The organism is Acidaminobacter sp. JC074, assembly GCF_022496765.1.
GTDB lineage: Bacteria > Bacillota > Clostridia > Peptostreptococcales > Acidaminobacteraceae > JABXKX01.
The window spans coordinates 136388-162020 of the sequence record NZ_VANV01000018.1; the positions used below are offsets into that span (position 1 = coordinate 136388).

Sequence of the window (25633 nt, forward strand, 5' to 3'; positions counted from 1 at the left end):
CTCCTACTTTCTAGAAATTGCATTAAACTTACACTTGTCGACACACTGACCACATTTGATACACTTGTCATTGTCAATGATATGCTTTTTCTTAAGCTCTCCAGAGATTGCACTTGTCGGACAAGCTCTTGAGCAGACCGTACATCCTACACAATTATCTTCAATGGTGTAAGTTAATAACGCGCTACAAGAACCGGCACTACATTTACCTTGTAAATGCTCTTCATATTCATGTCTGAAGTATTTCAGTGTTGTTAATACAGGATTTGGTGCAGTTTGACCTAAACCACACAACGAACCCTCTTTAATTTTATATGACAACTCCTCTAATAACTCAATATCGCCTTCACGGCCCTCACCAGAGGTCATTCTCTCTAATATTTCTAACATTCTTCTTGTACCAATACGACAGTAAGTACATTTACCACATGATTCTTTGCATGTAAACTCTAAGAAGAACTTAGCCATTGATACCATACAAGTGGATTCATCCATAACAACCATACCACCTGAACCAACAATGGCACCGGTCTTATTGATTGCCTCATACTCAACAGGTGTATCTAATAAGGCTTCAGGTATACAACCACCTGATGGTCCACCTAACTGCACTGCCTTAAATGGTTTGTCTTCTAAAATACCACCACCGATGTCATAAATAACATCTCTTAAGCTCATGCCCATAGGTACTTCCACTAGACCACCGTTTTTAATTTTACCTGTCAGTGCAAATACTTTTGTACCATTACTTTTTTCTGTTCCAAGATCAGCAAAAGTATGACCACCCTGTAACATGATCCATGGTACATTAGCCAAGGTCTCAACATTATTGATGTTGGTTGGATAATCAAAATAGCCCTTTTGTGCCGGGAATGGTGGCTTCAATCTTGGCATACCTCTTTCACCTTCTAATGAGGCGATTAAAGCAGTTTCTTCACCACAGACGAATGCACCTGCACCAGCCTTGATGCTGAGTTCGTATGAGAAATCACTTCCAAATATATTTTGACCTAAAAAACCTTTTTCTTTGGCTTGTGCGATAGCGAGTTCTAATCGTTTAATAGCAAGTGGATACTCAGCTCTAACATAAACGATACCCTTTTTAGCACCAATCGCATAACCTGCAATCATCATACCTTCGATAAGACTATGAGGGTCACCTTCTAAAACTGAACGGTCCATAAATGCACCTGGATCTCCTTCATCAGCATTACATACCATATACTTTGTATCACCAGGCGAGTTGTAAGCTGCCTGCCATTTAAACCATGTAGGGAAACCTGCTCCACCTCTACCTCTTAAACCTGATTCTTTAATTACATTGATGACATCTTGAGGTGTTGATTTCAAACATGCTTTAATCCCTTGATAGCCATCTCTTTTAATATAATCATCAATATTCTCTGGGTTGATTAAACCACAGTTTCTTAAAACGATTCTATGTTGCTTATGTATCTGATCAAATTCTGAATCTGTATTCATTTGATCTAATTTGCCATCTTTAATTTTATCAAGTATTTCTTTGGCTAGATTTTCATCTACCTGTACATAACGTCTTACACTTGGACCATCGTATACATCAACGATGGGTTCTTGATAGCAAGTACCTACACAACCTGTTATTTCAAACGTAATATCTAAATTCATATCATCTGCATGTAACTTTAAAGCGTCCATTACCTTGTCAGCGCCAGCAGCTATACCACACGAACCCGAACCTACAACTACTTTCATTGCGCCTCCTCTTGTCTAATCTTCTTGATGATTGAACTTACCTTGTCTCTTGTAAGCTTAGCATGCGTTTGATCATTGATCATCATAACTGGTGCTAAACTACAGCAACCTAGACAGGCTACATTGATATATGTGAATAAACCGTCAGAGGTTGTTTCACCTTCTTGTACACCCAATACTTCTTTAAGTGCCAGTTCAATTGCACCAGAACCATTAACGTGACAAGCGGTCCCCTGACAGAGCATAATTAAATACTTACCAACGGGTGCCATTCTAAATTGTGAATAGAATGTCGCCACACCATATACTTTTGCTTCCTTAACTCCCGTTACTTCAGAAACTCGACTTAATGCCATTCTTGGTAAATAACCATAAGACTCTTGAACATCTTGTAAGATTGTTATTAAGTTTGAATTTTCTGATAAGTGATTGTCCAATATTTCATTTACTGAACTTAAATCTACAGTCTCTATTGTACTGTTACATTTACATGTCATCTCTTTCCCCCTATAGTAATCATGATTAGAGTTATCTGACAATTGCATATAACCTATCATAGTATAACATTTTGTTAATAAATAATCAATAAAATGTCGCATTCGGGGAAACGTTTTCACAGTAATATGAAGGAAATGTTGCAAATTGCACATTTGTAGGACCCTATTGAGAAAAATCATGCCCACATTTTAATAGTCATAAATTTACTTTTCGACAATAAAAAACACACATTTTTTTCTTTATGATAATAGTTTGATAAAAAATAAACTTTTCAAAAAAAGACAAAAAAAAATTAGACAATCTCATATGAGATTGTCAGATTAATAAAGATAAATGCCTACCCTATCTAGCTTTTTAAGATCATACTTATCTATGATGTTGATGAGTTTCATTGGATAATTTGGATCTGTTGCATAACCACATCTCCTGATTGCATAAGCAGCAAGCGTTGAGTCATACATGACTTCTCTATAAGGTTCATATCTTGATTTCTTTAAAATATTCTTATGGTCTAGCCAAGCTTCCTTAACGGTATGATAAGCTCTAAAATCAGCGTCTGTTCTAAAAGAGACACCATTATAAACTTCCCATGTATTAGAGGTTACAGAACCATTAGAAGCTGAACCCTTAATACCGAACAGGTTATTTGAGAACTTGCCACTGTATTTATCAACTGGTACATATTGTCCCCAGCCTGTTTCTAAGATAGCCTGTGCAACCTGTAAAGACGCTGACATACCAGTCTCATGAAAAGATTCTAAAGCCAAATCTGATGCAAAGTACTTAAACTCAGATTTTTCTATAATTGGTTTAGATGAATAGAGTTTTTCCAAATAAGTATTTAAGGTTACTGTGTCAGATTTTATAGTTTGTCCCTGATAATTGCCACTAGCATATATACTTATTTTTCCGCTAGAAGATGGCATATAGTCAAAAGTCTCTTCAAGTGTCAAACCAGATGCAAGTACCTGGTCGCCATTTTGAACTAAATGATAAGTGATATCCGCCACATCTACATTGCTGGAAACTGACAATGTCGCTGAAGACGTTAAAACCTGATTAGGTCCAACACCCTTTAAAAGAAGTTTAGGACTGCCGTCTACACTAATACGTTTAGGCGGGCTGGTTACAATGTTATCATTAACATCTTTTACAGATACAATCAGTTCTTTTTCACCATGATAGGTCATATCTGGAAACCACTTGTATGATCCCCATGGAATGACTGCTAAAGTTTCTTCAAGACCTGTATTTACATCTCTAAGTATGAAGCTGGTCTCATTGACGTCAAAGTTTCTTGAAGCAATTAAGGACACTTCCTTGTTTACAGTTGCATTCTCTGATACACCACCCATATAAAGGTATCTATCAACGTCAAAAGTCACCGTCTTTTTCTCGCTATAGTGAGTTTGACCTAAACCATCTACTGCAATGACTTGAATGTTATAGTCTCCATTTTTTTCATAAGTCGGTTTAAAGCTGTAGCTACCAATTGGATCTCTTTTGGTGATACTTGTAACATTACCAGAAGAAACTTCTGTGATTTCATAATTGATGTACTTGGGAATAAAGTTCATTGTTTGGCTGATGTTTATGGCTTCTTTTGAGTAATCATCAAGGCCTAATAGATTGATTACTGGCTTTACATCAAGATTCACTGCTTTTGCATCAGCGGCTACGAGCTTTCTATTCTCATCGTAATAAGCAGCTACAAGCACTTTCTTACCCATATCTTCAACCTTTGGAATATATCTAATAGCCGAACCATTCGAGCCACTGGCCACAACATATCCCCGCATATCATTAGGATCTAATAATAGAAGTTTTAAAGAATCATAATCGTAGGCGCCATCCACCTCGACTATCATTTCTGATTCTATGGTCATGCCTGACGTGATATTACGCATACTCATATCATAAAAACCTTCATATTCAGCCTTAAGAGAATCATCTACTTTTACATGACGATTGACACCATCCCATTTGACTTCTACGCCAAAGAGATTAGATACCAGTTTTACAGGTACATAAGTACGATCATTATGTATTATAGGGGCGACGTCACTTAAATCATACTTACCATTGTATTCAAATACCGGACTATCTATCCAGAGCTTAATGATGTTATCACCATTTTTTATAGAAACCGTTCTATATGTTTCATCCCAAGATACCTGTCCGCCTAACTCCTCAGTCACAAACTTAATAGGTACCATCAACCTGTCATTGACAATGATGGGACTAGAAGTCTCAGTAATGTTGATATCGTTGACGAATAGTTGAATATCCGTTGCAAATGTTGCTTGAATCATAAATGCTAGTAGAGTAATTATTATTATTGTCTTTTTCATTTTAGTCACCTCACATTTAATATAACATGTTTGATGTTTATAAAGGCCATCTTAAGAATAGATTAATACAATTTACATCATTTCGTAATATTAAGGTTAACCTTAACAAAAGTCATGAAACATAGTATAATAACATGGAATCAGGAGGCTATATGGTAACATTAAAAGACATTGCAAAAAAAGCTGGTGTAAGCGTTATGACTGTTTCAAGAGTTGTCAATGGCAACCAGTCAAAAGTTTCAGCTAAAACTGCTAAAAGAATCAACAAAATCATTGATGAACTCGGCTATGTACCAAATTATTCAGCACGATCATTAATATCAAAGAAAACAAATATTATCGCAATAATACTGAGAAAAGATAGTAAACCGGATAATCCATATAACGCAAGAATGTTATCAGGCATCATCCCTTTTTTACAAGAAAAAGGTTATTACAGCATGGTGGTTGGGCTAGATAATTTTAAAGAAGTATCAAGGCACTTAAAATCATGGCATGCAGCAGGGGCAATTTTTCTAGGACTTTTTGAAGACGATGTACTGAGTATCCAGGATGAACATGATATACCACTTATTTTTACAGATTCCTACAACAACCTTGATACCATAACAAATGTCGGTATTGATGACTATAAGGGTGGCTGTCTTGCAGCCCAGCACTTTATATCTAAAGGTCATACTAAAGTAGGTTTGGCGACATACGCCATAGACCATAGTCCAATTTCTAAGGCAAGATTTCAAGGTTTTACAGATACCTTAAAAAAACACCATATAGAAATAAATGATGAACATATTTACAATGACCATTCTCCTGAACATATTGTTGAGAAGGCTTTAAAAACAGATATCACTGGACTATTTATAACAGCAGATATTCTAGCCCTTGATGTCATGGAAATCCTCAAGGAAAAGGGACACTTGGTTCCTGATCGCATGTCCATTATCGGGTTTGATGACCTACCTTATGGTAAATACTCATCACCAAGACTAACGACCATTCAACAGGATATAGATGAAAAAGCAAAAGTAGCTTGTGATTTATTGTTAAACAACATGGATCAAAAGCTACCTTCAAAAAATTATATTATTGATGTTAAACTTCAAATAAGAGATTCTGTTAAAGATTACTCCACTGTATGATTAAGTTCATAAATTAAATCATTAATTTGAATCTTATAAATACCCGTTTGACTCAAATCAAATCTAAATGTGATGCCCTTGGTTTTACCGCCTGGGGCACTTTCTACTTCTACAAGCTTTTCTTCTATAACTTGATCATTAACCTTAAATACCAAGTTCTTTTCACCTGCTTCATAACCTGAGTTAAGTACTTTGACTCTAGCCATTGCCTTGTTAGTATTTACAAAGACTTCAAAATCGATTAATTCTAAACTTGCCTCTTTTTTATCAACTACAAGCGTCTCATTCAGAAGATCTCCAACCTCGATCTGATATGTTCCAGGTTCGAAAATATCGTCCTTTGAAAATGTATAGGTTTCAGTACTATGAGGCTTGATACGCATATATTTAGTCTCAATAAGTTCATCGTCCATCATAAAAGGCATATCAATTCCCAGTGTCATGCCAGATGTGTTTTCTATAGAAAGCGTGACTTCGAATAAGTCATTCGATTGAATGGATTTTTTCATCACAATATCTTTAACACTGATATTACCTACAATATACTTAACCAAGCTATCTTGTTCTTCTTGACTAGATGGATAAAGTCTTATGGCAGTACCACCACCTTGAGATAAAGAAATTGGAAGTACATCAGTATTATCTACAAGCAGCTTATAAGTCGCAACATTGTTAGGGTTAGTTAAGTAGTCTGTATTTGTATCGTCTGTGTAGACCTCAGCAGTATAGAGTCCCTCACCTAGAAAATCTAGTGGTAAAGAAAGTTCTCTTGATTCTTCATCAGTTATACAACCAACAAACCATTCATCTTTTCCTTTGGTCTTTCTAGCAGTCATTACATAGTCACCAATCTCAGCTGAGATAATCTTAGACTCGTCCCAATCCACTGCTACATCCTGAACAAACTTAAACTCTTCATAAGGCTTAGAAGAATCATCTAAATAGTTTTCAGGTAAATCTGTAATCATTTGAAGCGGACTATAAAGTATGACGTAAAGTGCAAGCTGCTTAGCACGTGTGGTATGAACCCTATAAGTACCATTATCAATGGTCACATCAAAAATACCTGGTGTATAGTCAATAGGACCACCTAATATTCTTGTAAAAGGTAAAATAGTTGTATGTTCTGGTGGATTCCCTTCACTCCAAGCATTGTATTCCATACCTTGTACACCTTCACGCGCCACCCAGTTCGGATAAGTACGGCTAAGCCCTGTGGCTTTAATTGGCTCGTGTGTGTTAATCACAATTTGATACTCAGCAGCCTTTTTAACGGCATTGTTGTAATGATTCACCATATATTGACCATGATGGTGTTGGCCTCTTGGCTGCTTCATTCCACCATCAGCTACATATCCTGATTTAATCGCATTAATGGAAAGTCTCTGATAATCCGAATAAGCATCATCCATAGAAGCTTCATAGTTTTCTATACCACCAGACGTTTCATTATGCATGATGTACTCAACATTTCTTTCTTGACCATAAGCAACAACTTCACTGACATCAAAGTCCTCATATTCACCATCTTCTGTGAACTTAAAAAGATCATAGTTTTCAATCCAGTTGCCATCCCAACCTTGGTTCCATCCTTCTACAAGTAAACCGATTGGTTCGTCATCAGACAGGTACTTTTCAATAAAGTCAATGTAGTACTTAGCATTTTCAGTTGTGGCACCATGGTTTAAGTTGTGTCTACCCCAGTCTGATTTCTTAATATGCATTTCCCACCAAATACCCATATATTTCATAGGTGTAATCCATGATGCATCTTTAATTTGACTTGGTTCATTGAGGTTTAATATCAAACTTGAATCTGCAAGACCACCTGCATCATCAGCAATTGTAATGGTACGCCACGGTGTTGTCATAGTTTCTGATGCCTTCACTTTCACCCCATCAGGCCATGGTGCTAAATGACTTTCTAAGTTAAGATCCCCACCATGTCTTAAAGCCATGCCAGCATAATCTACTAGGGCTGCTTCATGTATAGAGACATGTGTCCCTGATGGGAATTTCATGGTTAGTGGTGTTGATGCATCTTTGACTTCTGAAAGAGACGTCTCTTTGTAAAGGTACTCATAAGAATCCCAATCGTTTCTAATCCACCATGTTTTGGCATCCTCAGCTATTTTAAACTGAGTCAACTCATCCATCACATGTATTTCATTGATTCCTTCTTGCTTAGGTATGATATACCTAAAGCCTAGGCCATCGTTAAATACTCTAAAATAAAGATCTAAGACTTTTTTTGATGACTTTTCTTCTAGAACCACCTTTAGTTCATTATAGTGATTGTCAATGTTAGACCTTTGTCCCCATACAGGCGTCCAAGAGTCATTTACTTCAACTTGTTCAAAGCTCATGATATTGAAACTCGTCATAGGTTCAATAGACTCAAACTCAAAACCTAGTTCAGATGGCAAAATAATTTTTTCATCCTTGTAAGTAACTTCATAAGTCAGATCTTCTTGTGAATGTATGACTACCTTAATGGAATCATCAGGTGACGATACTTCTAAAGATAAGATCTCTTCTTCACATGAAAGCATACTAAAAGATAGTAAAATGCTTATAAACAACAGTAATACTTTTTTCATAACAATTCCTTTCAAAATAGGTTAACGTTAACCTTCTTTTGGTATTATACTAAATTATTGATTGGAATGCAAAAAAAAATCTCTTCAATGAAGAGATTTGGTGGTCAATGCGGGACTTGAACCCACGGCTTCTTCCACGTCAAGGAAACACTCTACCAACTGAGTTAATCGACCATATATACTTATCATAATCAATAAAATTAAATTTTGCAATAAAAAAAGACATGTTTCCATGTCTAATTTTTCTTACCTTTATTTTTATTATCGGGCTTATTACTATTGCCCTTTTCCTTTAAACTCATGAACTTCTCTTTGACTTCTATTTTTAGATCTCTAAAAGTCTGTTCTTCTTCGGCATCTTTCAAGTCAGATTCATATTCAATCGCAAAAGAATTTGTATCCTCATTAGCCAATAAAACCTCTAACCACTCCTGTAAATCTTGATCTTCTTCAAGTGCCAATTGACTATCCCAAGGTAGATCTTCTGATGTATCTTCATCCTCTGGATCATCACTTTCATCCTCATCAGATTCTTGAGCCTTTCCCCAGTCCTTTTGATACTGATGTTTGATAGGATCCCAATGAGATTTTGCCTCTCTTAATAAATCACTTGGCTTTTCACCTTCATCTAGTGAATCATAATCTAAAGTATATGTTTCACTAGCGGGGTCGTAAATAAAATGATCATCTAAGAAATCTTCAAAACCCTCTGCACCTGCCATTTTAGCAAAATGTAATCTAGATACAAAACTGTACAAATCTTCTAAATCCTCGGGATCTTCTGGCTCATCAACATCTTCTGGTTCATCAGCCTCATCAGCTTCATCACCTTGGCTCTTAGCCCAAAGTTCTTGATAGTCCTTCTGGAACAATCTCCAAATATCTCTCGCTCTATTTTTCATTAATACAAGTGAAGGATATTCATCTAGATATTCTGTAGGAATATTGTTATCATCCTTATCTAACTCTTCTATATCAGATAGAAACGCCTCGATAACGTTATAATCTTCAGCAGTATCAGGAACCAACATAAGTCTTTCAATAAATCCTAAGTAAGCATCCTCTAAATCATCTAAGTCATCTAACACAACATTAGCTTCTAGTATATCTTCAGATTCTTCGTCATTATCTGACTTGTCTTGTTTGTCCTTAAGATTATTTACAACTTGTTTACCAATACTGACTTGATTTACTTTAGCTTCTTCTACAGTTTCTAAGTCACTTTCAATATATATCACTCTGATATTTTCACTAGGTTCTAGATTTTCTTCTAAAAAGTTCCTAATTTCATCACTAAAATCATCTGCATCATCTTCATCATATGTTACTGATGAGATTAGAATATTGTTGTTCTTCTTAGATAAATAATCATTCTCATCCGCTTTATCGATGATATCACCTAAAACGTACATGATATTTTCACCTATCATATCTTCATCAAACACATCATATGCTTCACTATTTAGTGGCATAATTTCAATTACATCCTGATTGTCATCAATTGTAATCTCCAAACTTGGATTTATATCTATTGAGACCAGGGCATATGGTTCTACTGCATTCATATTGCCACCAATAACAGCAAATAGTATCAAATAGGCTACAGCTGCCATACTAAGTGCTTGCTTTTTATATCTCAATTAAGAAGAATCCGCATTTTCATAGATATCTTCCTCTACGAAGTAGACTTTATTACCAATCATCAAGTCATCTTTTAAATGAACACGAATAAACTCATGCTCATCGGTTAAGAGGATAGCGTAATCTTTTTTTATTTTTACAACCAATCCTTTTTTCATAACATCACCCATTTCTTTTCCCTTTTCGTATACTATACAATCAAGTGTTGAATTTTAGGGACCTAAATATAAGAAATGTGTTTTATTATATCACTTTTCGTGAATTTTAACCTGTCTTTCTATGGTCATACCAATAAAATTTTCTATGGCTACAAGTCTTTTATCATCCTTAAGCGTATATAAGATAAATGACTTACCTTCATTTAATGCTCTTCCTGTACGACCAATTCTGTGAACATAGTTTTCAGGATCGTCTGGTAAGTTATAATTAAATACATGACTCACATCATTGATATCTAATCCACGTGCAGCAACATCTGTGGCAATCAAATATTTAAGACCCGTCGTCTTAAATTGATTCATAACAAACTCTCTTTTAGCTTGAGTTAAACCACCATGAAGGACTTCAACATCGAAGCCATCATCTTTCATGGCCATAAATAGGGCATCTGATCCTTTTCTGGAACGACAAAATATCATTGCCTTTTGAACAGCTTGAGATTTTAAAAGCTTTTTAAAGTCGTCATATTTCTTTCTGCCTGATGTTTCTATAATCAATTGAGATATCTTGTCTAGTGTTATGGTCTTCTTAGGCGCAACCAAATGAACCGGTTCTTTTAGATAGTTCTTAGAAAAAGAATCTACACGGTGACTCAGAGTCGCAGAAAAACACAAGGTTTGTCTCTCTTTAGGTATAAACTTAATGATTTGTTTGAGTTCTTCTTTAAAACCTATATGAAAAAGTTGGTCAGCTTCGTCCACAACAAGAGACCTAATCTGATTAACATCAAAAGACCCACGTTTCATATGATCTAGAACCCTTCCCGGTGTACCTATAATCATATGTATTTTTCCCTTTAAGGCATGAAGTTGAGCATTGATGTCTTGACCGCCATATGCAGCTAAAATATTGATGGATTTCATTTCTAACAACTTTTTAGCTTCTGCAGTTATTTGAATGGCAAGCTCCCTTGTTGGTGTGATGATCAAGACCTGTGTCCCCTGGTCATCTTCTATGGATTGGATAAGGGGTAATAAAAACGCAAGCGTCTTTCCCGTACCAGTTTGAGCTTCTCCTAAAACATCTTTACCATCTAGAATATGTGGAATGGTCATATTCTGAATGGGTGTTGGATCAATGATATTTTGACACTCTAAGGCATAAACCATTTCCCAAGCAAGTCCTAATTTATAAAACGACATATTACTCCTTTTTATTGTAATTCTCTATTAACTTCATCAGATATTTGGACTGGAAAGTTTCACTCACCAGTATTTGCTTAACAGGCGGCAACTTAAGAAAAGCACCTGTAAAGGCAGCCATAAAACGATGGCTTGCCAGTGAATGATTGTCAAAAATCAGATGATGCAAAGTATCTGTTTCTATTGCCTCTAAAACCAGCTTATGAACCGTGTTGACAGGCGTAAATATCCTAACATCTCTTTTACCCATGGTAATCGCATCAAACTGACAGACACGCGCGCAAACACCACAGCCAATACAAAGCTCATCATCTAAAATTACTTGATTGTCAAAGTCAAAACATCCCATTGGACAGACTTTGATGCATTTCTTACATGAGATACATTGATCATTCAGGCTGGCTATAAAATTAGATGATGAAAGAGTTTGAGCTAGCCCCATCTTCTTGGCACCCTTTAAAGCCATACAGCAACAGCCACAACAGTTACAGATAAATCCTACATCATCCTGAACATTTTCAGCAAACTGAACAAGATTATGTTTATAAGATATTTCAAGGATCTCTAGAGCTTCCTCATTTGAAATGAGTCTTGCATAACCATGTTTTGATAAGGATTTAGATAAACCATTGATAGATAAACAGACCTCCTGTGGTGCATCACAAACCTGGCCCAAATGCTCCGCTTTATGTCTACAGTAACATCTGCTCACACCTATAGAATCAGCTTGCTTGATTATATGACTGGCTTTTTCATATTCTAAGACATAAGCATGATCTTTTTTATCAAGACTCTTTTCATTTACAAGAATTCTTCCAATCGGTGTGGTTAAACTTAGAAGCTTTCTCATAAAATCCTCTTCGTTTTCCAGATACTGATGAAAGAGTTCACTTAAAAGCTTTTGATCAAAGTGGCCACCTGTTCTCATCAAGGCAAATTCAAAGAAACCAATCATAGGTGGTGGTACCACATACCATTCATCCATATCTAGTAGTAGCGCTTTTTCAGATAAGCTATTTAAAATCTCATATGCCTGCTCATTCGATAGCTTCCAGATTTTCGCAGCATCTTCTACACGAAAGGGTTTTATGGGTAGTTTAGAAACCAATGACGCTTCTTCATGTGTAAACATAACCTTTAAAATCTCATAAAGTGATTCTGATTCTGGTGCCCCTTGAGGGAACCTGTTGAATCTATCAATCAAGTTTTTATAACCACTTCTGCCTGTTAAATGAGCCATACTTTCTCCTTATCTGAAACTTAAAAAGCTCTGAGCATAACTCAGAGCTAATAATGATTTAGTTTGCTAATGTAGCTTTTTCATTAACCATGTTTAAGATGTTTTCTTGTAAAACTGAAAACTTTAAATATGGGATACCATACATTTCTTCAAATACACTGTAATCATCCGATCCTGTGTACTCTACAAAGTATGCTTTTAAAGCTTCATCATCAACTGCCACACCTGAATCTTCAGCAATAGCTTGAATGATTAATGTAATTTGAGAATTTTCCTCAATAGCAGGTGCAGATGCTTCTAACATAGCTTCTTCGGAATCATAACCAGCATATGCTTTGATGAAATCCTTGTAAGGCATGCCGTAAGTATTAGCTGTCATCTTAAAGTAGTTGATAACAGAGTTTTGTTGGTAAGTTGTTACTGCTTCAGGTACTGAATCTACAGTTGATTCTGTTAACAAGTAGTTTTGTACATAACCCATTACAGCATTTGATTTTAAGTTTTCTTTGATAACTTCTTTTAACTCTGCAACAGTTGTTACATTGTATTCCACTGATAAGTTTTCAGCAACAAAAGCATCATCTAACTCAGGTGTTACAGGAACAGAAATATAGTTAACAGTAATTGCAAATACAGCATCTTTACCATTTAATTCTGCATTACCATATTCTTCTGGGAATGTTACTTCAATATCAAAGCTCTCACCTGGCTTATGACCAATCAATTGCTCTAAGAAGTCATCAATGTATTGAGTCACACCAATTGTAACATCAGTACCAGCACCGCCTGTTGAACCACCTTGGAATTCAACACCATCGACAGAACCTACATAATCAATATTTACAGTATCACCTAAGGCGATTTCACGGTCCATAACTTTTTCTTCACCTAAGAAGTTTGCTAAGATACCATCAATGTTTGCATCTACTACTTCATCTGCAATTGTGTGTACATCACTTGGTACTGATATGTTCATGTAATCAGGTAATTGTACAAAATCCTTAGCTGTTACGCCATCAATAAATCCATTTTCGTTAAGACCTGCAGAGTAATCTATTGCTTCAGCAGCAGCTTCTTCTGTTGCTTCTGTTTCAGTAGCTGTTTCATTAGTCGCTTCTGCAGTTACTTCATTTGTCTCTTCATTTGCTGTTTCATTATTTTGCGATGAACATCCTACAGCAAATAATACGCTTAGAGCCAACATCGCAATTAATAGTTTTTTTAATTTTTTCATTCTCTTTCTCCAGTTCTTATTTTTTTAAGTCAGTGTATAGTATATCATACTTCTATTAATTTATGATACAAAAGTGGCAATTTGATGACATTTTAATATTTTATTCATTATTTTATGCATTCTTAATCAATTACAGAATTTTAATAAAAAAGAATGCCGGCAATAGCCGACACAATTTATTCATAACTCATATGCCAGAAATTCATTTCGTGTTCACAAGATTCAACGAAGATGTCAATGAGTTCTACTAAATCGCTTTCTTGATAACCTTCTACCAAATCATTCATAAGTTCAATAGATCTTACTGCAAAATCCTCAAATGCCTGACCAGCATAAGCGTCTATCCAAGCATCATAATAATTATCTCCACCAACTTCTAAACGCTTTTTCTTTAAGGCTTTACCTATAAACTCATAAGTTAGCGTGCATGGCAGTGCAGCACAAAAGAGTTTTGCTGCATTTTTTTCTGGTGCATACTGGAGCATAAAATCTAGATAGTCTCTAGTTGCTTGTTTTTCTTCTAAAGATTCTACTTTAAAAACATCTAAGTCATAATCTTTTAGATACTGGATATGCATATTGGTTTCTTCACTCATGACCACACCAATGCAAGTATGTAAAAACTGAAGATCTCTAACATTGTCCAGTAAGAGATAAACATTTGCAAAAACCTTGGAATAGTCTTTTAAATAATGTGTATCTTGAATCAAGTAATTCTTATACTTTTCTCTATCTAAGCTGCCGTCGAGTAAACCTTTTATAAAGGGATGGTCTAGATATGCTTGATAATAATCTTTGACTCTTTGATCTGCTAGTAGTCTATCTGTAAACATCATGTTCTCACCTCAAATCTCTTAAGTCTTGGTGAGATGATTAATAGTATAACAATACTCAAGCCAACTTCTACACCGTAGCCAGCAATGTTATAAATCGTAGCATATGCCCAAGTCGACATACCTTCTGGTGCAAATTGACCAAAGAAAATAATACCTGACAAGATACTGAAGAATGTAGAAATAGATGTTGCAAACAATGCACCACCTAATAATCTAATTGGATTTTTTGTACCAAAGATAGGTGTTAAACCAAGTGCAATCATTGCCCCTAAATAGTCTAGTGGAATTTGCATTGGAAAATACGGAGGTGCTATGATGATTTTTGTAATACCTACAATAATACCGCAGATAAATGCTTCTTCCATGCCATAAAGCACAGCTAAAATCATAATAGGCAGTACCGATAACAAAGAACAGCCACCACCTTGTGGGAATGGTACCAACTTGATTGAATACAGAACAATTGTCAGTGCTGATACGATCCCAATTCGTGCTATTGATTTGGTATTCCACTTGAATTTAGTCAGTTTAACAATAGCAAATGCAAATACAGCTACTGTTAAAATTGTTGCCAAAATAACTTCCATTTTTTCCTCCTTAAATTGCAGTAGGGAACCAAAAAAGACGCCTACCTGAGACGTCAAACATAACTAAACTATGCTTCCTACGCTGGCATTACCCAGATCAGGTCTAATGGTCTGAAGTCCTACTTCACTCTCAGCCGCTACAGCAGCTCCCATGTCAAACACAGTATAAACTATTTTATTATGATGTGCAACCAAATTTAACTAGATAAGTTTTAAACTTATGATACATTTAAATCTTTTTTACATACTTAGAAGAAATCTCAATACGACCTATACCATCTATTTTGCAATCAATGTCATGAAGCCCATCTTCAGTTTCCTTAAGTTTGATATTTTTTATTTTAGTCCCTTGCTTGATACCAGTAGAAGATCCTTTAACTTTAAGTTGTTTGATGACTGTAACAGAATCTCCATCATTTAAGATGTTGCCATTTACATCCTTCCATACATATTCAGTTTCAACTTCTGGTTGCCATTCAAAACCACATTCTGGACAAATGATGAACACACCATCCTCATATGTATATTCTGAATGACATTTTATACAATTAGGTAACATAAAGCCTCCTTATAAATCAATTAACAGAACCACTACATTATCTATCTTTTTGTCTGTTAAGTCAATGATTAAATCACATCAAAGTTTTCAAGAAAAAATTCCGAGATTGATCACCTCAGAATTTATGTATCGTCTATAATCTTCTTCTCATGATATAAAAGTGGTCATTTTCTCCTACAACAGCAAAATCTAATCTATCATATAAACTTCTTGGACCATGATAATTATCTTGATCGCTTGATGCTTGTTTCATAGTAACAACATCCATCCACTCGTAACCTGTATTTTTATAAAAAGCAATAGCATACACAATCAATGCACTTGCAATACCTTGTCTTCTTCTTTTAGGATCAACTAAAAAGCATACCAAGGCTACCGTATTATCTAAAATGTCTAATCCATATGGATTTTGAATAATCCTAGGGTAATTATTAATTTCATCACAGTTGCACCACCCAACTGGTCTATCATTTTCAAAGGCTAAGAAACCATTTAACTTACCTTCTTTTATAAGCTCTTGACAATAGTCTCTTGTATTCACATCATTATCATCTGATAAATAAAAGTGACAACAATAACACTTTGACCAAGCAGGATTATCGCAAAAGGCTATATCATCAAAGAATTTCAGATAATCAGGAATCAAATCCGGACTTAATCTTTTTACATCATAACTCATACAGTCTCCTTATTTATTCTCACAACAATCTTTCCATATGATTTTCTACTCTTATAGGTCTTTAAGGCATTTACGATTTCATCTAAATCAAAGCTCTTGTATATCAATGGTTTTAATCTTTCTTCTACAAGCATGGTATGAAGAAAGTCTAAATCCTCTAATGAAAACTTTGCTAGGTAGTTGGTATAAGTGATACCATCTTTTTTAGACATCATCTTGCCGAAAATCATAACTTTAAACAAGTGCTTCATCGCACCGCCATTGGCTATGTATATGCCCTTCTCAGATAAGAGATGTTCATAATCCTTAGCCGGTTTATAAGTTGCACAATCATATATCAAGTCATAATCACCTATCATATCTGATAATGAAATTTTATTATAGCCAAATATATGGTCTGCGCCAATAGAAAACATGACATCTTTTTTCTCTTCACTACATAAAACACTTACCTCGGCACCAAAATCCTTTGCGATTTGTACAGCAAATGAAGCTACGCCGCTGCTAGCACCGTTAATCAAGACCTTAGAGCCTTTCTTTACCTTACCATAATCTCTTATCCCCTGAAGAGCTGTTACACCAGCAAGAGCAAGTGTTGCTGCTTCTTCATGTGATACGGATTTCATTTTTTTGTCAGGATTTTCTCATCTATACATCGGTACTCAGAAAAAGCCCCCATACCAAAATCAGAAAGCTCACCAAATACATGATCGCCTACTTGAAATGATTTAACCTCTTTCCCCAGAGCTTCAACAACACCAGAATAATCCATTCCTAAAATCTTATTCTTTGGACCAAAAAGACCATTCACCAGCTTGATTGGAAATGGACTGCCAGTCAGACAAGCATAATCCGCAAAGTTTATACTTGAAGCTACAATTTTTACTAAAACTTCATTATCTTTCGGTACAGGTCTTTCAAGTTCTTTTAGGATAACGACATCTGGACTTCCATAATGTTCATAATAAACGGCTTTCATGATTTAATCCTTTCATACACATGTGACACTCTCTATAAATATACTACCCTTTTATCCTATAAGTTAACGACTAACATATCAAAAAAATTCTCTATAAATCCATAAATAGAACCAACTCATCTCCCTGCATTTGACCTGTATTGATAAAACCTTGTTTCTCATAAAACTCCTTGGGACTGCCTTCACTAAGCATACTTGTGACTTTAAAATACTTCTTACCTTCAGAACGAAGCATTTCTACCAAAATTCTAATGACTTCTTTCCCATAACCTTTTCTCTGATAATCTGCTGAAATCATCATCCGCCATAAATAGGCTCCGTTTACCGTTTCTGAATCATGGTACTTACATTCTTTATTGAGCATAACAAAACCAATGGGCGTTTCATCCAAATAAACCGCTCTTGGCCAAGCTAAATCCATATAACCATAAGCCTGTGCAAGTGAAATAGCATTTGGCGCAACAAGTTCGTTTTGTGCAGCACTCAAAGTATCACTTAAATCTATGACCGCATTGACATTATCCTTTGTTATTTTTCTTAGAGTTATCATAACTTTTCCTTTCATAACTATCTTTATAATTATGATAGCATGAACCACTAAGCTATGTGGTTGCATCATTATTACACCTAGTTTTATATGTTAGAATCTGTGGTATTTATATTACTCGATTACGACCTATACATTTTAAAGTTTATCGGGTCTTTCTTCAAACTAAAAATGCAGGACTAACCTGCATCAAAGTAAATTATTTTTTTGACAAAGTGATCACCTATAAAGGTCTACATTAAGGCAGTCATCCAAAAGCTTATAGCAACAATCAATGAAAGAGGTGTCATAGTATATCTTTCTTTTTTACTTCTAGAAAATAAGTTCATTAGAACATTAATAGACAGGTAGACTGAAAGAAATATACATATCCGCCTTGTCACAAGAGCAGAAAAGATCAAAGGCAGTATGCCTGCAGTTTGCAACAGTATTAAGATAGCAAACCACTGTACGAGAACAGAAACCAATATGACTATCCTCATATTTTTTGCTACAAGTTTGTCTTTACCGCCCATAACATATTCCCCCAGGGGTTTGCCTAAGGCAACTAAGATATAAACGATTGAGATTATAAAAAATATAATGGAGCCTAAAATCGCTATGAACATGAAAAATCCTCCTTAATCATTCTATACCCCATCCATAAACAGTCACACAGTGAAGTCATCAAAAAAAGTGACTAGGCTTAAAAACCTAATCACATATATTCTACATTACTTCTTCAGCTTTAGTTTACATACACTTTCCACATGATTGGTGTGAGAAAACATATCTACAGGTACAATGCGTTCTAGCTCGTAACCGCGTTTTAAAAGATAATCAACATCCCTCTTTTGAGTCGCTGGGTTGCATGAAATGTAAATGACCTTTTTGGGCTTGAGTTTTACAATAGATGATAAGAATTTTTCATCACTACCTGATCTTGGTGGATCCATAAATACTGTTGTTACAGGTACTCTCTCCTTGGCCATTTGCACCATTATTTTTCCTGCATCACCCTCAACAAATTGAACATTGCTAATTTTGTTAATCTTAGCATTCTTAATGGCATTTTTAATAGCTGCTTTATTAATCTCAACCCCAAATACTTTGTTGGCCTTCTTAGCAGCGATCAATGAAATGGTACCAATACCACTGTAAGTATCAATAACCAAATCCTTTTCTTTTAAATCAGCCATCTCTATGGCAAGGCCATATAACTTCTCAGTTTGGACTGGGTTAATTTGATAAAAGGACTTTGATGATATGTTGAAAGTCAGACCCATCAACTGGTCTTTGATAGTACCACTACCATATAGGATATGTTCTTCTTCTCCTAATACGACGCTTGTTTGTCTCTTGTTGACATTCTGAATAATTGTTTTTATCTCAGGATGTCTTTTTACAAGGGCTTTTATAAACTGTCCTTTACCTGGAAATACCCTATCTGCAACAACTAATACTACCAAAACTTCTCTAGAATAATGACCTGTTCTAATAAGGACATGTCTTAAGAAACCAGATTTCTTATCTTCATTAAAAACCTTTAATTTGTATTGATTGGCAAGTTGCCTAATGGTTTCCATAATAGGATCTGCTAAATCGTCTTGTACCAAACATTTTTTTATTGAGACAACATCATGACTGTAGAGCTTATAAAAGCCGCTTTTTATCTTTTTATCAAACTTAAAAGTCGAGATCATCTTATTTCTATAAGCATAAGGGTCATCCATACCTATTGTATCTTCAACCTTGTAGCCTTTATAGAGACCTTTAACATATTTGGTTTTAAACTTAAGTTGTGCATCGTATGACATATGCATCAACTGACAGCCGCCACAACTTGTATAATACTCGCACTTAGGTTTCACACGATCATTTGATGTTTCTATCAATTTATCAATCCTGCTTGTAAAATACTTACCTTGTTTTACTACAAATAAATCAGCTACTTCATCCTTTAGCAAAAATGGTACAGGGATCTTCATCTTACCTTGTTCTACAACGCCACATCCATTTTCATCATAATAAAGTGCTTTTCCTCTAATGTTCTTTTGGGTTTCTACAAACTTTTTACTCATCTTATTTCCTTCATATACTTTTAATCCAACCTTGATAGAATACCATTATTCTAGAAAAAATGATACATCAAATGATGGTGACATTATATTTTTTTACAAAATCTACAGGGTGATAAGAAAGTTTGGACTTTCTAAGACCCGGTATCCCCAAGTCTTGTTCCCTGTTGATATACTTAAAACCAAGTTTATCTTGTATGTACTCGTGAAAAACCATAGGATAAACACCGTGATAGTTATTGTCTCCCTTTTCAAAGTGAATGACAAGGGTATCTTGATTAAGTCTTTCTCCTATAATAAATGATACAGGTTTATTTTCTACATACAATACACCACCAGTTACATCTAAATAGTCAAAATGGTCTAAAACATCATCAAGGGCCATTTTTTCATCATTGACATCATCAAACCATAAGTCACAGATTCTTTTTACATCAGCAAAGTTCTTTTCACTCATGACTTCATAATGCCATGTATATTTCTTTAAAAACTGATTGATGTGATTTTTTTTCTTTCTATAAGTTTTGCCTGAAAGCTCTTTCATGCCTGTATAATCATAGAGATAGTCATAATCGTCTCTAATGGCTTTAAAGGTAGATGACAGACTTGATTTCATTAGGATGTCTACAAATTTTTCTTCCACCTTTTTCATGATAAAGGGTCTATCCTTTAAATAATCTTTCATAAAATTTATAGATTGATACAATCCTTCTATATCCTCGTAGTTACCAATTGGCTGTGACAGATAATAGATATCTTCTTTGATATTTACCAACCATAAAAAATCATTAAGAATCATATAGTGAAACTGATACTTGTTACGCCAAGCATATAAATTTGTAAATGAAAGTTCTGAAGCCTGAATCTGAAAGTCTGTTAGACGCCCTTTAATCACTTTCTTATCTTCTATATCAAGTTTTTTCATTTCAGCCTTCTTAGCCATATGTTCACATCCTTAAAAAAGTTTACAATTCTATATATTTCAGAGGGTTTATTGTCTATATACCATTTTTTCTTAAAGTCTAAAAGCCAGTACTCTATATCAGAAGCTAAATCACTGTATTTAAAATCAAGTGACCAATCGACCTTGTCTTCTTCAACTTTTATGACCATATATAAGCGGTTAAGATACTTTATACCCTTACAGGCTAATAAATACGCTCTAAGGTGACCTTTTATATTATCAGAAGCAAGAACATACTTGTCCAATAAGTCCTCATACAAGCTATCCAAACGTTTTTCAGCATATAGAAGCTTATCATACGACACATCAATACGATCTAAATAGACTCTTTTTTTCTTTTCAAAATAATGAACTACAGCCGTTAAGTTGCAAAAATGTAGTCTTGATATCTCATCTATTATGCTCATGATGCCTAAGTTGTTAAATTCAATAAGATCAATAGCCTTGTTTAAGTCATTATAAGACCTATGATCTCCCCATGCAAAAGACGCCCCATAAATAAGACCAGGTATTGAACCTGAAAAGTCGTTCATATGACCATAATCGCCCCAGTCGGTATTTAAGATGCCTTGAACCTTATACTTATTGGCATAGTCTGTCATTAAGCGCACATTATCATAAGCCATCTGATGGTTGTTCATAAGTGTGTTCCATCCATTAACCCCTGGGCACATGAATTGTCTAAAACCGTTTTCATCAATAATTTTTACTTTTTCTTCAGGATAATCAAGCCAGTACCACCAGTTTAGGCAAATAAGGTCTTTAGGTAGATCTTTAATGTGCTCGGGATGTTTGATGATGATATCTCCCCAAAACATGACTTCCTTATTATGAGATTTTACATAATCAACTATCTTGATCAGAAAATCCACATAAAGCTTACTTTTGCCAAGTTTTTTTGCAAGGTCTGCATTTTTACCTTCACCAAGATCAAAGGTTTCATCAGCACAAATATTAAAGCGATTACTGGATACAAGCGGCATAAAATCATCAATCATACGCTTAACGACTTCAAAACTTTCCTCTAAAGAAACATTGAGCGTGTGATGACTCATCCTGTCTTCAAATGAAAAATAATCAAACCTATCCAGCTCACTCAAGTGTTTGTATGACTCCGTCTGTAGAAGCTCATAGAGGTGACCAAAAGTAGAAATGGACGGCACCAGTTCAATGTATCTATCTTGACAATATTGGTCAAACTCAATAATTTCATCAGCACTTAAAGGGTCTGTGACTGACCAGACTTCACTTTGGCCGGAAAATAAAAAGGTGTGTTCAATGTATAGTTGAAGTTGATTTAACTTATAATATGCACATGTATCTGCAATTTCTTTTAATCTTTCAAGTTTTGGCACCTTCCCTCTTGTAACGTCATGATAAAAGCCACGGTCACCAAAGTCAGGCTTATCACTTATAATACAAGCCGGTATGTGTCTACCATATTCGACAATTAATTGCTTTAGAGTTTGACTGGCATAAAATACGCCTTTAATGTCTTTTCCTATCAAACTTATTTTTTCTTTACCGACCTCAATTCGATATAACTCCTCTATGTCATCTACGATAAGATCAATGACACCTTCTGCATTGGATGACTTTTTTAGCTTTATACTGAGCTTTGAATCTACAAAATTCACCAGTTGGTCTGCAACATTATGAGAAGCTTTATCTAGTTGACATTTGATACTTGTGTTAAAATCTATAGAGAAGTGTCCTTCATTGTTTATTATGTTTTTTGGCATTGGAATTAAGTTCATATATTTGCCTCCTCTATAATAGTTTAATACATGGCCTTTCATTAACCAAGCCAATCACATAAAGAAAATCATGCTTTGTTCTATAGTAATTTACACTTTTTCTCAATTTCTTAATTAAAATGCTAAAAATTAGGTATACTTATATTAGTGGAGGCATTATGACACAAGCGATTGACAAACACGTATACAAAATTATTCTTGAAAATGATAAGACTAATATAGATAATTTCATAAACGAGTACAGACCTTTTATCATCAAAACCATATCAGATCTTAAAGGGTCTTACCTTGACATTCATAACGATGATGAATATTCTATTGGACTCATCGCATTTAATGAAGCACTAAAAAAATACCAACCAGACAAAGGTAGGTTTTTATCTTATGCAAAGTTGGTCATCGAAAGTAGAATAAAGAACCATTGGAAGAGTCAACATTTAGATGAACACACAGATTATGAAAACGTAGTTGTAGAGAGTAATCATGTTTTAAGAGATGAAATCGAATACTTTGAAAAAGTGCTTTTATCATTCGGAGTTGATTTTGAAATCTTAATAGACCACGCACCTAAACATGTGGATACAAGAAAAAGAGCCATACATATAGGAGAAGAAACAAGCAAGGTTCCTTCTTTTGTTGAACATATCTATGCTAAAAAAAGATTACCGATTACCTTAATGTCAAAAGCATTTGACACAAGTATTAAAATAATCAAAAAAAGTAAACTGTTTATTATCAGTGTTGTTATTATATTTGATAAGAAATTAACTGCCATTCAAGAATGGTTAAAATAATGGAGAAAAGAATGCATCAGGCAATTGTTTTTAAAATCACATCTGAATATGCAATTGTGCTAACCAAAGACTCTGCCTACAAACGTATTAAGAGAAAAAACAATATGTATGTAGGCCAGCAGATTTACTTTGTCGATGACGACCTTTACAATAAAAATGGTGAAAGTCGCATGATAAGACTCAGTTATATGCTGGCAACTATTGCTATTATTATGGTTACCTTAATTGCAATACCACAAATTAATACAGAAGAACTTTATGCCCTTGTATCCATTGATATAAATCCAAGCTATAACATTGCCATTGATAGGAATTATCAAGTTTTAAACATTAATCCACTTAACTCATCTGCAAATAAACTCTATCGAAAAGATTTCATAGGTAAAGACTACTTTGATGTAATCCATGATTTAATCATATTATCAGAAGAAAATGATTATTTGAACCAATCTAATAATGTCATCCTTTTATCTGTGACAACTAAAAAAGACTTTGAAGCATTTGAATCTGATTTAATAGAAAAAACTCAAGATATAAAGACACAAACAAACTCCAAAATTGTGCTTGTAGAGAGCGACTGGGACCGTGCTATGTATGCACTTGAATCAGACGAAAGTATCGGTCGTAACGAGCTTGTCATGATGGCAAAAGTACCTATTAACAATAGCTTATCCACTCAACAAATACTTGATCTAAACGATAACAAAGAACATGTCATTTATATAGACGACCCACTTGATAGAGAATTACTTGAAAAAAACATAGAGATTATCAAGAACTTTGATTCAAAAACAACAATGGTTAACAACTTTATGACAAAGATAAATGAGGATAATCCCGATGTTGAAGCTCTAGCTATGGAATCAGAAAAGATTATCCAACATTATTCGGCCTATATTGATGCAAAGGCTATCATAGATGAAATAAAAAATATTAGTATTAATCTAAAGGATATTGAATATTTTATGACCAATGCAGATTCAATTCTAAGGTCAGGTACAATAGATGACATGTTAATACTAATAACTGAGGCACAAGATATACTTGATGCTGAACTTGAAAAAGCTAAAATAACAAGAGAAGATTTGCTAGAAAAAATTAACCTTTTGGTTGAAAAGTTGCTTATGTTCGATGATGAAAAAGTTGTTTCATTCATGGCTGTTCTGGATAACAGTGTTGATATCCAAATTTTAGAACATCAACTTGTACAAGCCGAATCTCTTTTGGAAGAACTAATGAACTCTAACTTATTTAGTGAGACCGATACTCAGACCGAATCAACTAGCACTAAAGATTCAAATCTTCAAAGTTCATTTGATAGTGTAACTGTTAATCAAGGCGATTCTACCAGTGAACAACAAGATGATGAGTCAAACAACAACTCTAGTGATGATTTAGAAGATGATTCAAATGATGATGATTCCATTGACGATGACTCTAATGATGATGAGTCAAACAACAACTCTAGTGATGATTTAGAAGATGATTCAAATGATGATGATTCCATTGACGATGACTCTAATGATGATGACTCAAATGAAGATGACTCTAATAATGATGATTCTAATGATGATGATTCTAATGATGATGGCTCTAATAATGATGACTCTAATAATGATGACTCTAATGATGATGATTCTGATGATGATGAGTCCAATGATGATGAGTCCAATGATGGTGACTCCAATGATGATTCTGATGATGATGATTCCAATGACGATGACTCTAATAATGATGACTCCAATGATGATGACTCCAATGACAATGACTCTAATGATGATGACTCTAATGATGATGACTCTAATGATGATGATTCCAATGATGATGACTCTAATAATGATGACTCTAATGATGATGACTCTAATAATGATGACTCTAATGATGATGACTCTAATGATGATGACTCTAATAATGATGACTCTAATGATGATGACTCTAATRATGATGACTCTAATGATGATGACTCTAATGATGATGACTCTAATGATGATGACTCTAATGATGATGACTCTAATGATGATGACTCTAATGATGATGACTCTAATGATGATGACTCTAATGATGATGACTCTAATG

Annotated in this window: 23 protein-coding genes, 1 tRNA gene and 1 riboswitch; of the genes, 3 read left to right on the plus strand and 21 right to left on the minus strand. The window is 34.7% G+C overall.

Annotated elements, in window-relative coordinates; genetic code table 11:
* Positions 1-3 precede the first annotated feature (3 nt).
* The 3 genes from EZV73_RS19975 to EZV73_RS19985 form a co-directional block, all read right to left on the minus strand.
* Positions 4-1734 (minus strand): NADH-quinone oxidoreductase subunit NuoF, encoded by a 1731-nt coding sequence (locus tag EZV73_RS19975; RefSeq protein WP_240842195.1) that lies wholly within the window; start codon positions 1732-1734, stop codon positions 4-6.
* Positions 1731-2231 carry an NADH-quinone oxidoreductase subunit NuoE gene (gene nuoE / locus EZV73_RS19980; RefSeq protein WP_240842196.1) on the minus strand — a complete coding sequence of 167 codons (501 nt, stop codon included), beginning with the start codon at positions 2229-2231 and terminating at the stop codon, positions 1731-1733. Before nuoE ends, EZV73_RS19975 begins: the two co-directional genes overlap by 4 nt.
* Before the next feature lie 321 nt (positions 2232-2552).
* The gene (locus tag EZV73_RS19985; protein WP_240842197.1) at positions 2553-4583 is read right to left on the minus strand and encodes a glucosaminidase domain-containing protein; all 2031 of its coding nucleotides are present in this window, start codon (positions 4581-4583) and stop codon (positions 2553-2555) included.
* A gap of 152 nt (positions 4584-4735) precedes the next feature.
* Here EZV73_RS19985 and EZV73_RS19990 point away from each other — a divergent pair, with 152 nt between their 5' ends.
* Positions 4736-5722: a LacI family DNA-binding transcriptional regulator gene (locus EZV73_RS19990; protein WP_240842198.1), complete on the plus strand. Its 987-nt coding sequence runs from the start codon at positions 4736-4738 to the stop codon at positions 5720-5722.
* On the opposite strand, the gene EZV73_RS19995 is transcribed toward EZV73_RS19990, so the two are convergent.
* The 18 genes from EZV73_RS19995 to EZV73_RS20080 form a co-directional block, all read right to left on the minus strand.
* Complete coding sequence (locus tag EZV73_RS19995) at positions 5707-8322, minus strand: glycoside hydrolase family 97 protein (RefSeq protein ID WP_240842199.1); 2616 nt, start codon at positions 8320-8322, stop codon at positions 5707-5709. The genes EZV73_RS19990 and EZV73_RS19995 overlap by 16 nt on opposite strands.
* 98 nt (positions 8323-8420) lie before the next feature.
* Positions 8421-8496: transfer RNA gene (locus tag EZV73_RS20000), tRNA-Val, on the minus strand.
* Between the two features lie 62 nt (positions 8497-8558).
* Positions 8559-9962, minus strand: a complete 1404-nt coding sequence (locus EZV73_RS20005; protein ID WP_240842200.1) for a hypothetical protein — start codon at positions 9960-9962, stop codon at positions 8559-8561.
* Positions 9963-10121: an anti-sigma factor domain-containing protein gene (locus EZV73_RS20010; RefSeq protein ID WP_240842201.1), complete on the minus strand. Its 159-nt coding sequence runs from the start codon at positions 10119-10121 to the stop codon at positions 9963-9965.
* A gap of 90 nt (positions 10122-10211) precedes the next feature.
* Positions 10212-11324 (minus strand): DEAD/DEAH box helicase, encoded by a 1113-nt coding sequence (locus EZV73_RS20015; RefSeq protein ID WP_240842202.1) that lies wholly within the window; start codon positions 11322-11324, stop codon positions 10212-10214.
* Between the two features lies 1 nt (position 11325).
* Complete coding sequence (locus EZV73_RS20020; protein WP_240842203.1) at positions 11326-12564, minus strand: 4Fe-4S binding protein; 1239 nt, start codon at positions 12562-12564, stop codon at positions 11326-11328.
* Positions 12565-12622: 58 nt separating this feature from the next.
* Positions 12623-13798 carry a trigger factor gene (locus EZV73_RS20025; RefSeq protein ID WP_240842204.1) on the minus strand — a complete coding sequence of 392 codons (1176 nt, stop codon included), beginning with the start codon at positions 13796-13798 and terminating at the stop codon, positions 12623-12625.
* Between the two features lie 176 nt (positions 13799-13974).
* The gene (tenA, locus tag EZV73_RS20030) at positions 13975-14634 is read right to left on the minus strand and encodes a thiaminase II (RefSeq protein WP_240842205.1); all 660 of its coding nucleotides are present in this window, start codon (positions 14632-14634) and stop codon (positions 13975-13977) included.
* Entirely contained in the window at positions 14631-15221 is a 591-nt protein-coding gene (gene thiT / locus EZV73_RS20035) for an energy-coupled thiamine transporter ThiT (protein WP_240842206.1), read from the minus strand. The genes tenA and thiT overlap by 4 nt, the downstream gene beginning before the upstream one ends.
* Before the next feature lie 57 nt (positions 15222-15278).
* Positions 15279-15384, minus strand: a riboswitch (TPP riboswitch).
* A gap of 66 nt (positions 15385-15450) precedes the next feature.
* Complete coding sequence (locus EZV73_RS20040) at positions 15451-15780, minus strand: zinc ribbon domain-containing protein YjdM (protein WP_240842207.1); 330 nt, start codon at positions 15778-15780, stop codon at positions 15451-15453.
* A gap of 133 nt (positions 15781-15913) precedes the next feature.
* Entirely contained in the window at positions 15914-16459 is a 546-nt protein-coding gene (locus EZV73_RS20045) for an N-acetyltransferase (protein WP_240842208.1), read from the minus strand.
* The gene (locus EZV73_RS20050) at positions 16456-17085 is read right to left on the minus strand and encodes an NAD(P)-dependent alcohol dehydrogenase (RefSeq protein ID WP_240842209.1); all 630 of its coding nucleotides are present in this window, start codon (positions 17083-17085) and stop codon (positions 16456-16458) included. Before EZV73_RS20050 ends, EZV73_RS20045 begins: the two co-directional genes overlap by 4 nt.
* A complete protein-coding gene (locus EZV73_RS20055) occupies positions 17082-17438 on the minus strand; it encodes an alcohol dehydrogenase catalytic domain-containing protein (protein WP_240842210.1) in 357 nt (118 codons plus the stop codon). The genes EZV73_RS20050 and EZV73_RS20055 overlap by 4 nt, the downstream gene beginning before the upstream one ends.
* A gap of 91 nt (positions 17439-17529) precedes the next feature.
* Positions 17530-17988, minus strand: a complete 459-nt coding sequence (locus EZV73_RS20060) for a GNAT family N-acetyltransferase (RefSeq protein WP_240842211.1) — start codon at positions 17986-17988, stop codon at positions 17530-17532.
* Positions 17989-18218: 230 nt separating this feature from the next.
* Complete coding sequence (locus EZV73_RS20065) at positions 18219-18593, minus strand: hypothetical protein (RefSeq protein WP_240842212.1); 375 nt, start codon at positions 18591-18593, stop codon at positions 18219-18221.
* A gap of 105 nt (positions 18594-18698) precedes the next feature.
* On the minus strand, positions 18699-20045 hold the full coding sequence (gene rlmD, locus EZV73_RS20070) for a 23S rRNA (uracil(1939)-C(5))-methyltransferase RlmD (protein ID WP_240842213.1): 1347 nt from the start codon (positions 20043-20045) through the stop codon (positions 18699-18701).
* Positions 20046-20112: 67 nt separating this feature from the next.
* Positions 20113-20985: a DUF2156 domain-containing protein gene (locus tag EZV73_RS20075; protein ID WP_240842214.1), complete on the minus strand. Its 873-nt coding sequence runs from the start codon at positions 20983-20985 to the stop codon at positions 20113-20115.
* Complete coding sequence (locus tag EZV73_RS20080; RefSeq protein WP_240842215.1) at positions 20964-22763, minus strand: family 20 glycosylhydrolase; 1800 nt, start codon at positions 22761-22763, stop codon at positions 20964-20966. Before EZV73_RS20080 ends, EZV73_RS20075 begins: the two co-directional genes overlap by 22 nt.
* A 158-nt stretch (positions 22764-22921) precedes the next feature.
* Here EZV73_RS20080 and EZV73_RS20085 point away from each other — a divergent pair, with 158 nt between their 5' ends.
* Together EZV73_RS20085 and EZV73_RS20090 are read left to right on the plus strand one after the other, a co-directional pair.
* Positions 22922-23557 (plus strand): sigma factor, encoded by a 636-nt coding sequence (locus EZV73_RS20085; RefSeq protein WP_240842216.1) that lies wholly within the window; start codon positions 22922-22924, stop codon positions 23555-23557.
* Positions 23558-23568: 11 nt separating this feature from the next.
* A partial coding sequence (locus EZV73_RS20090) for an anti-sigma factor domain-containing protein (protein ID WP_240842217.1) occupies positions 23569-25633 on the plus strand: 2065 nt, incomplete at its 3' end.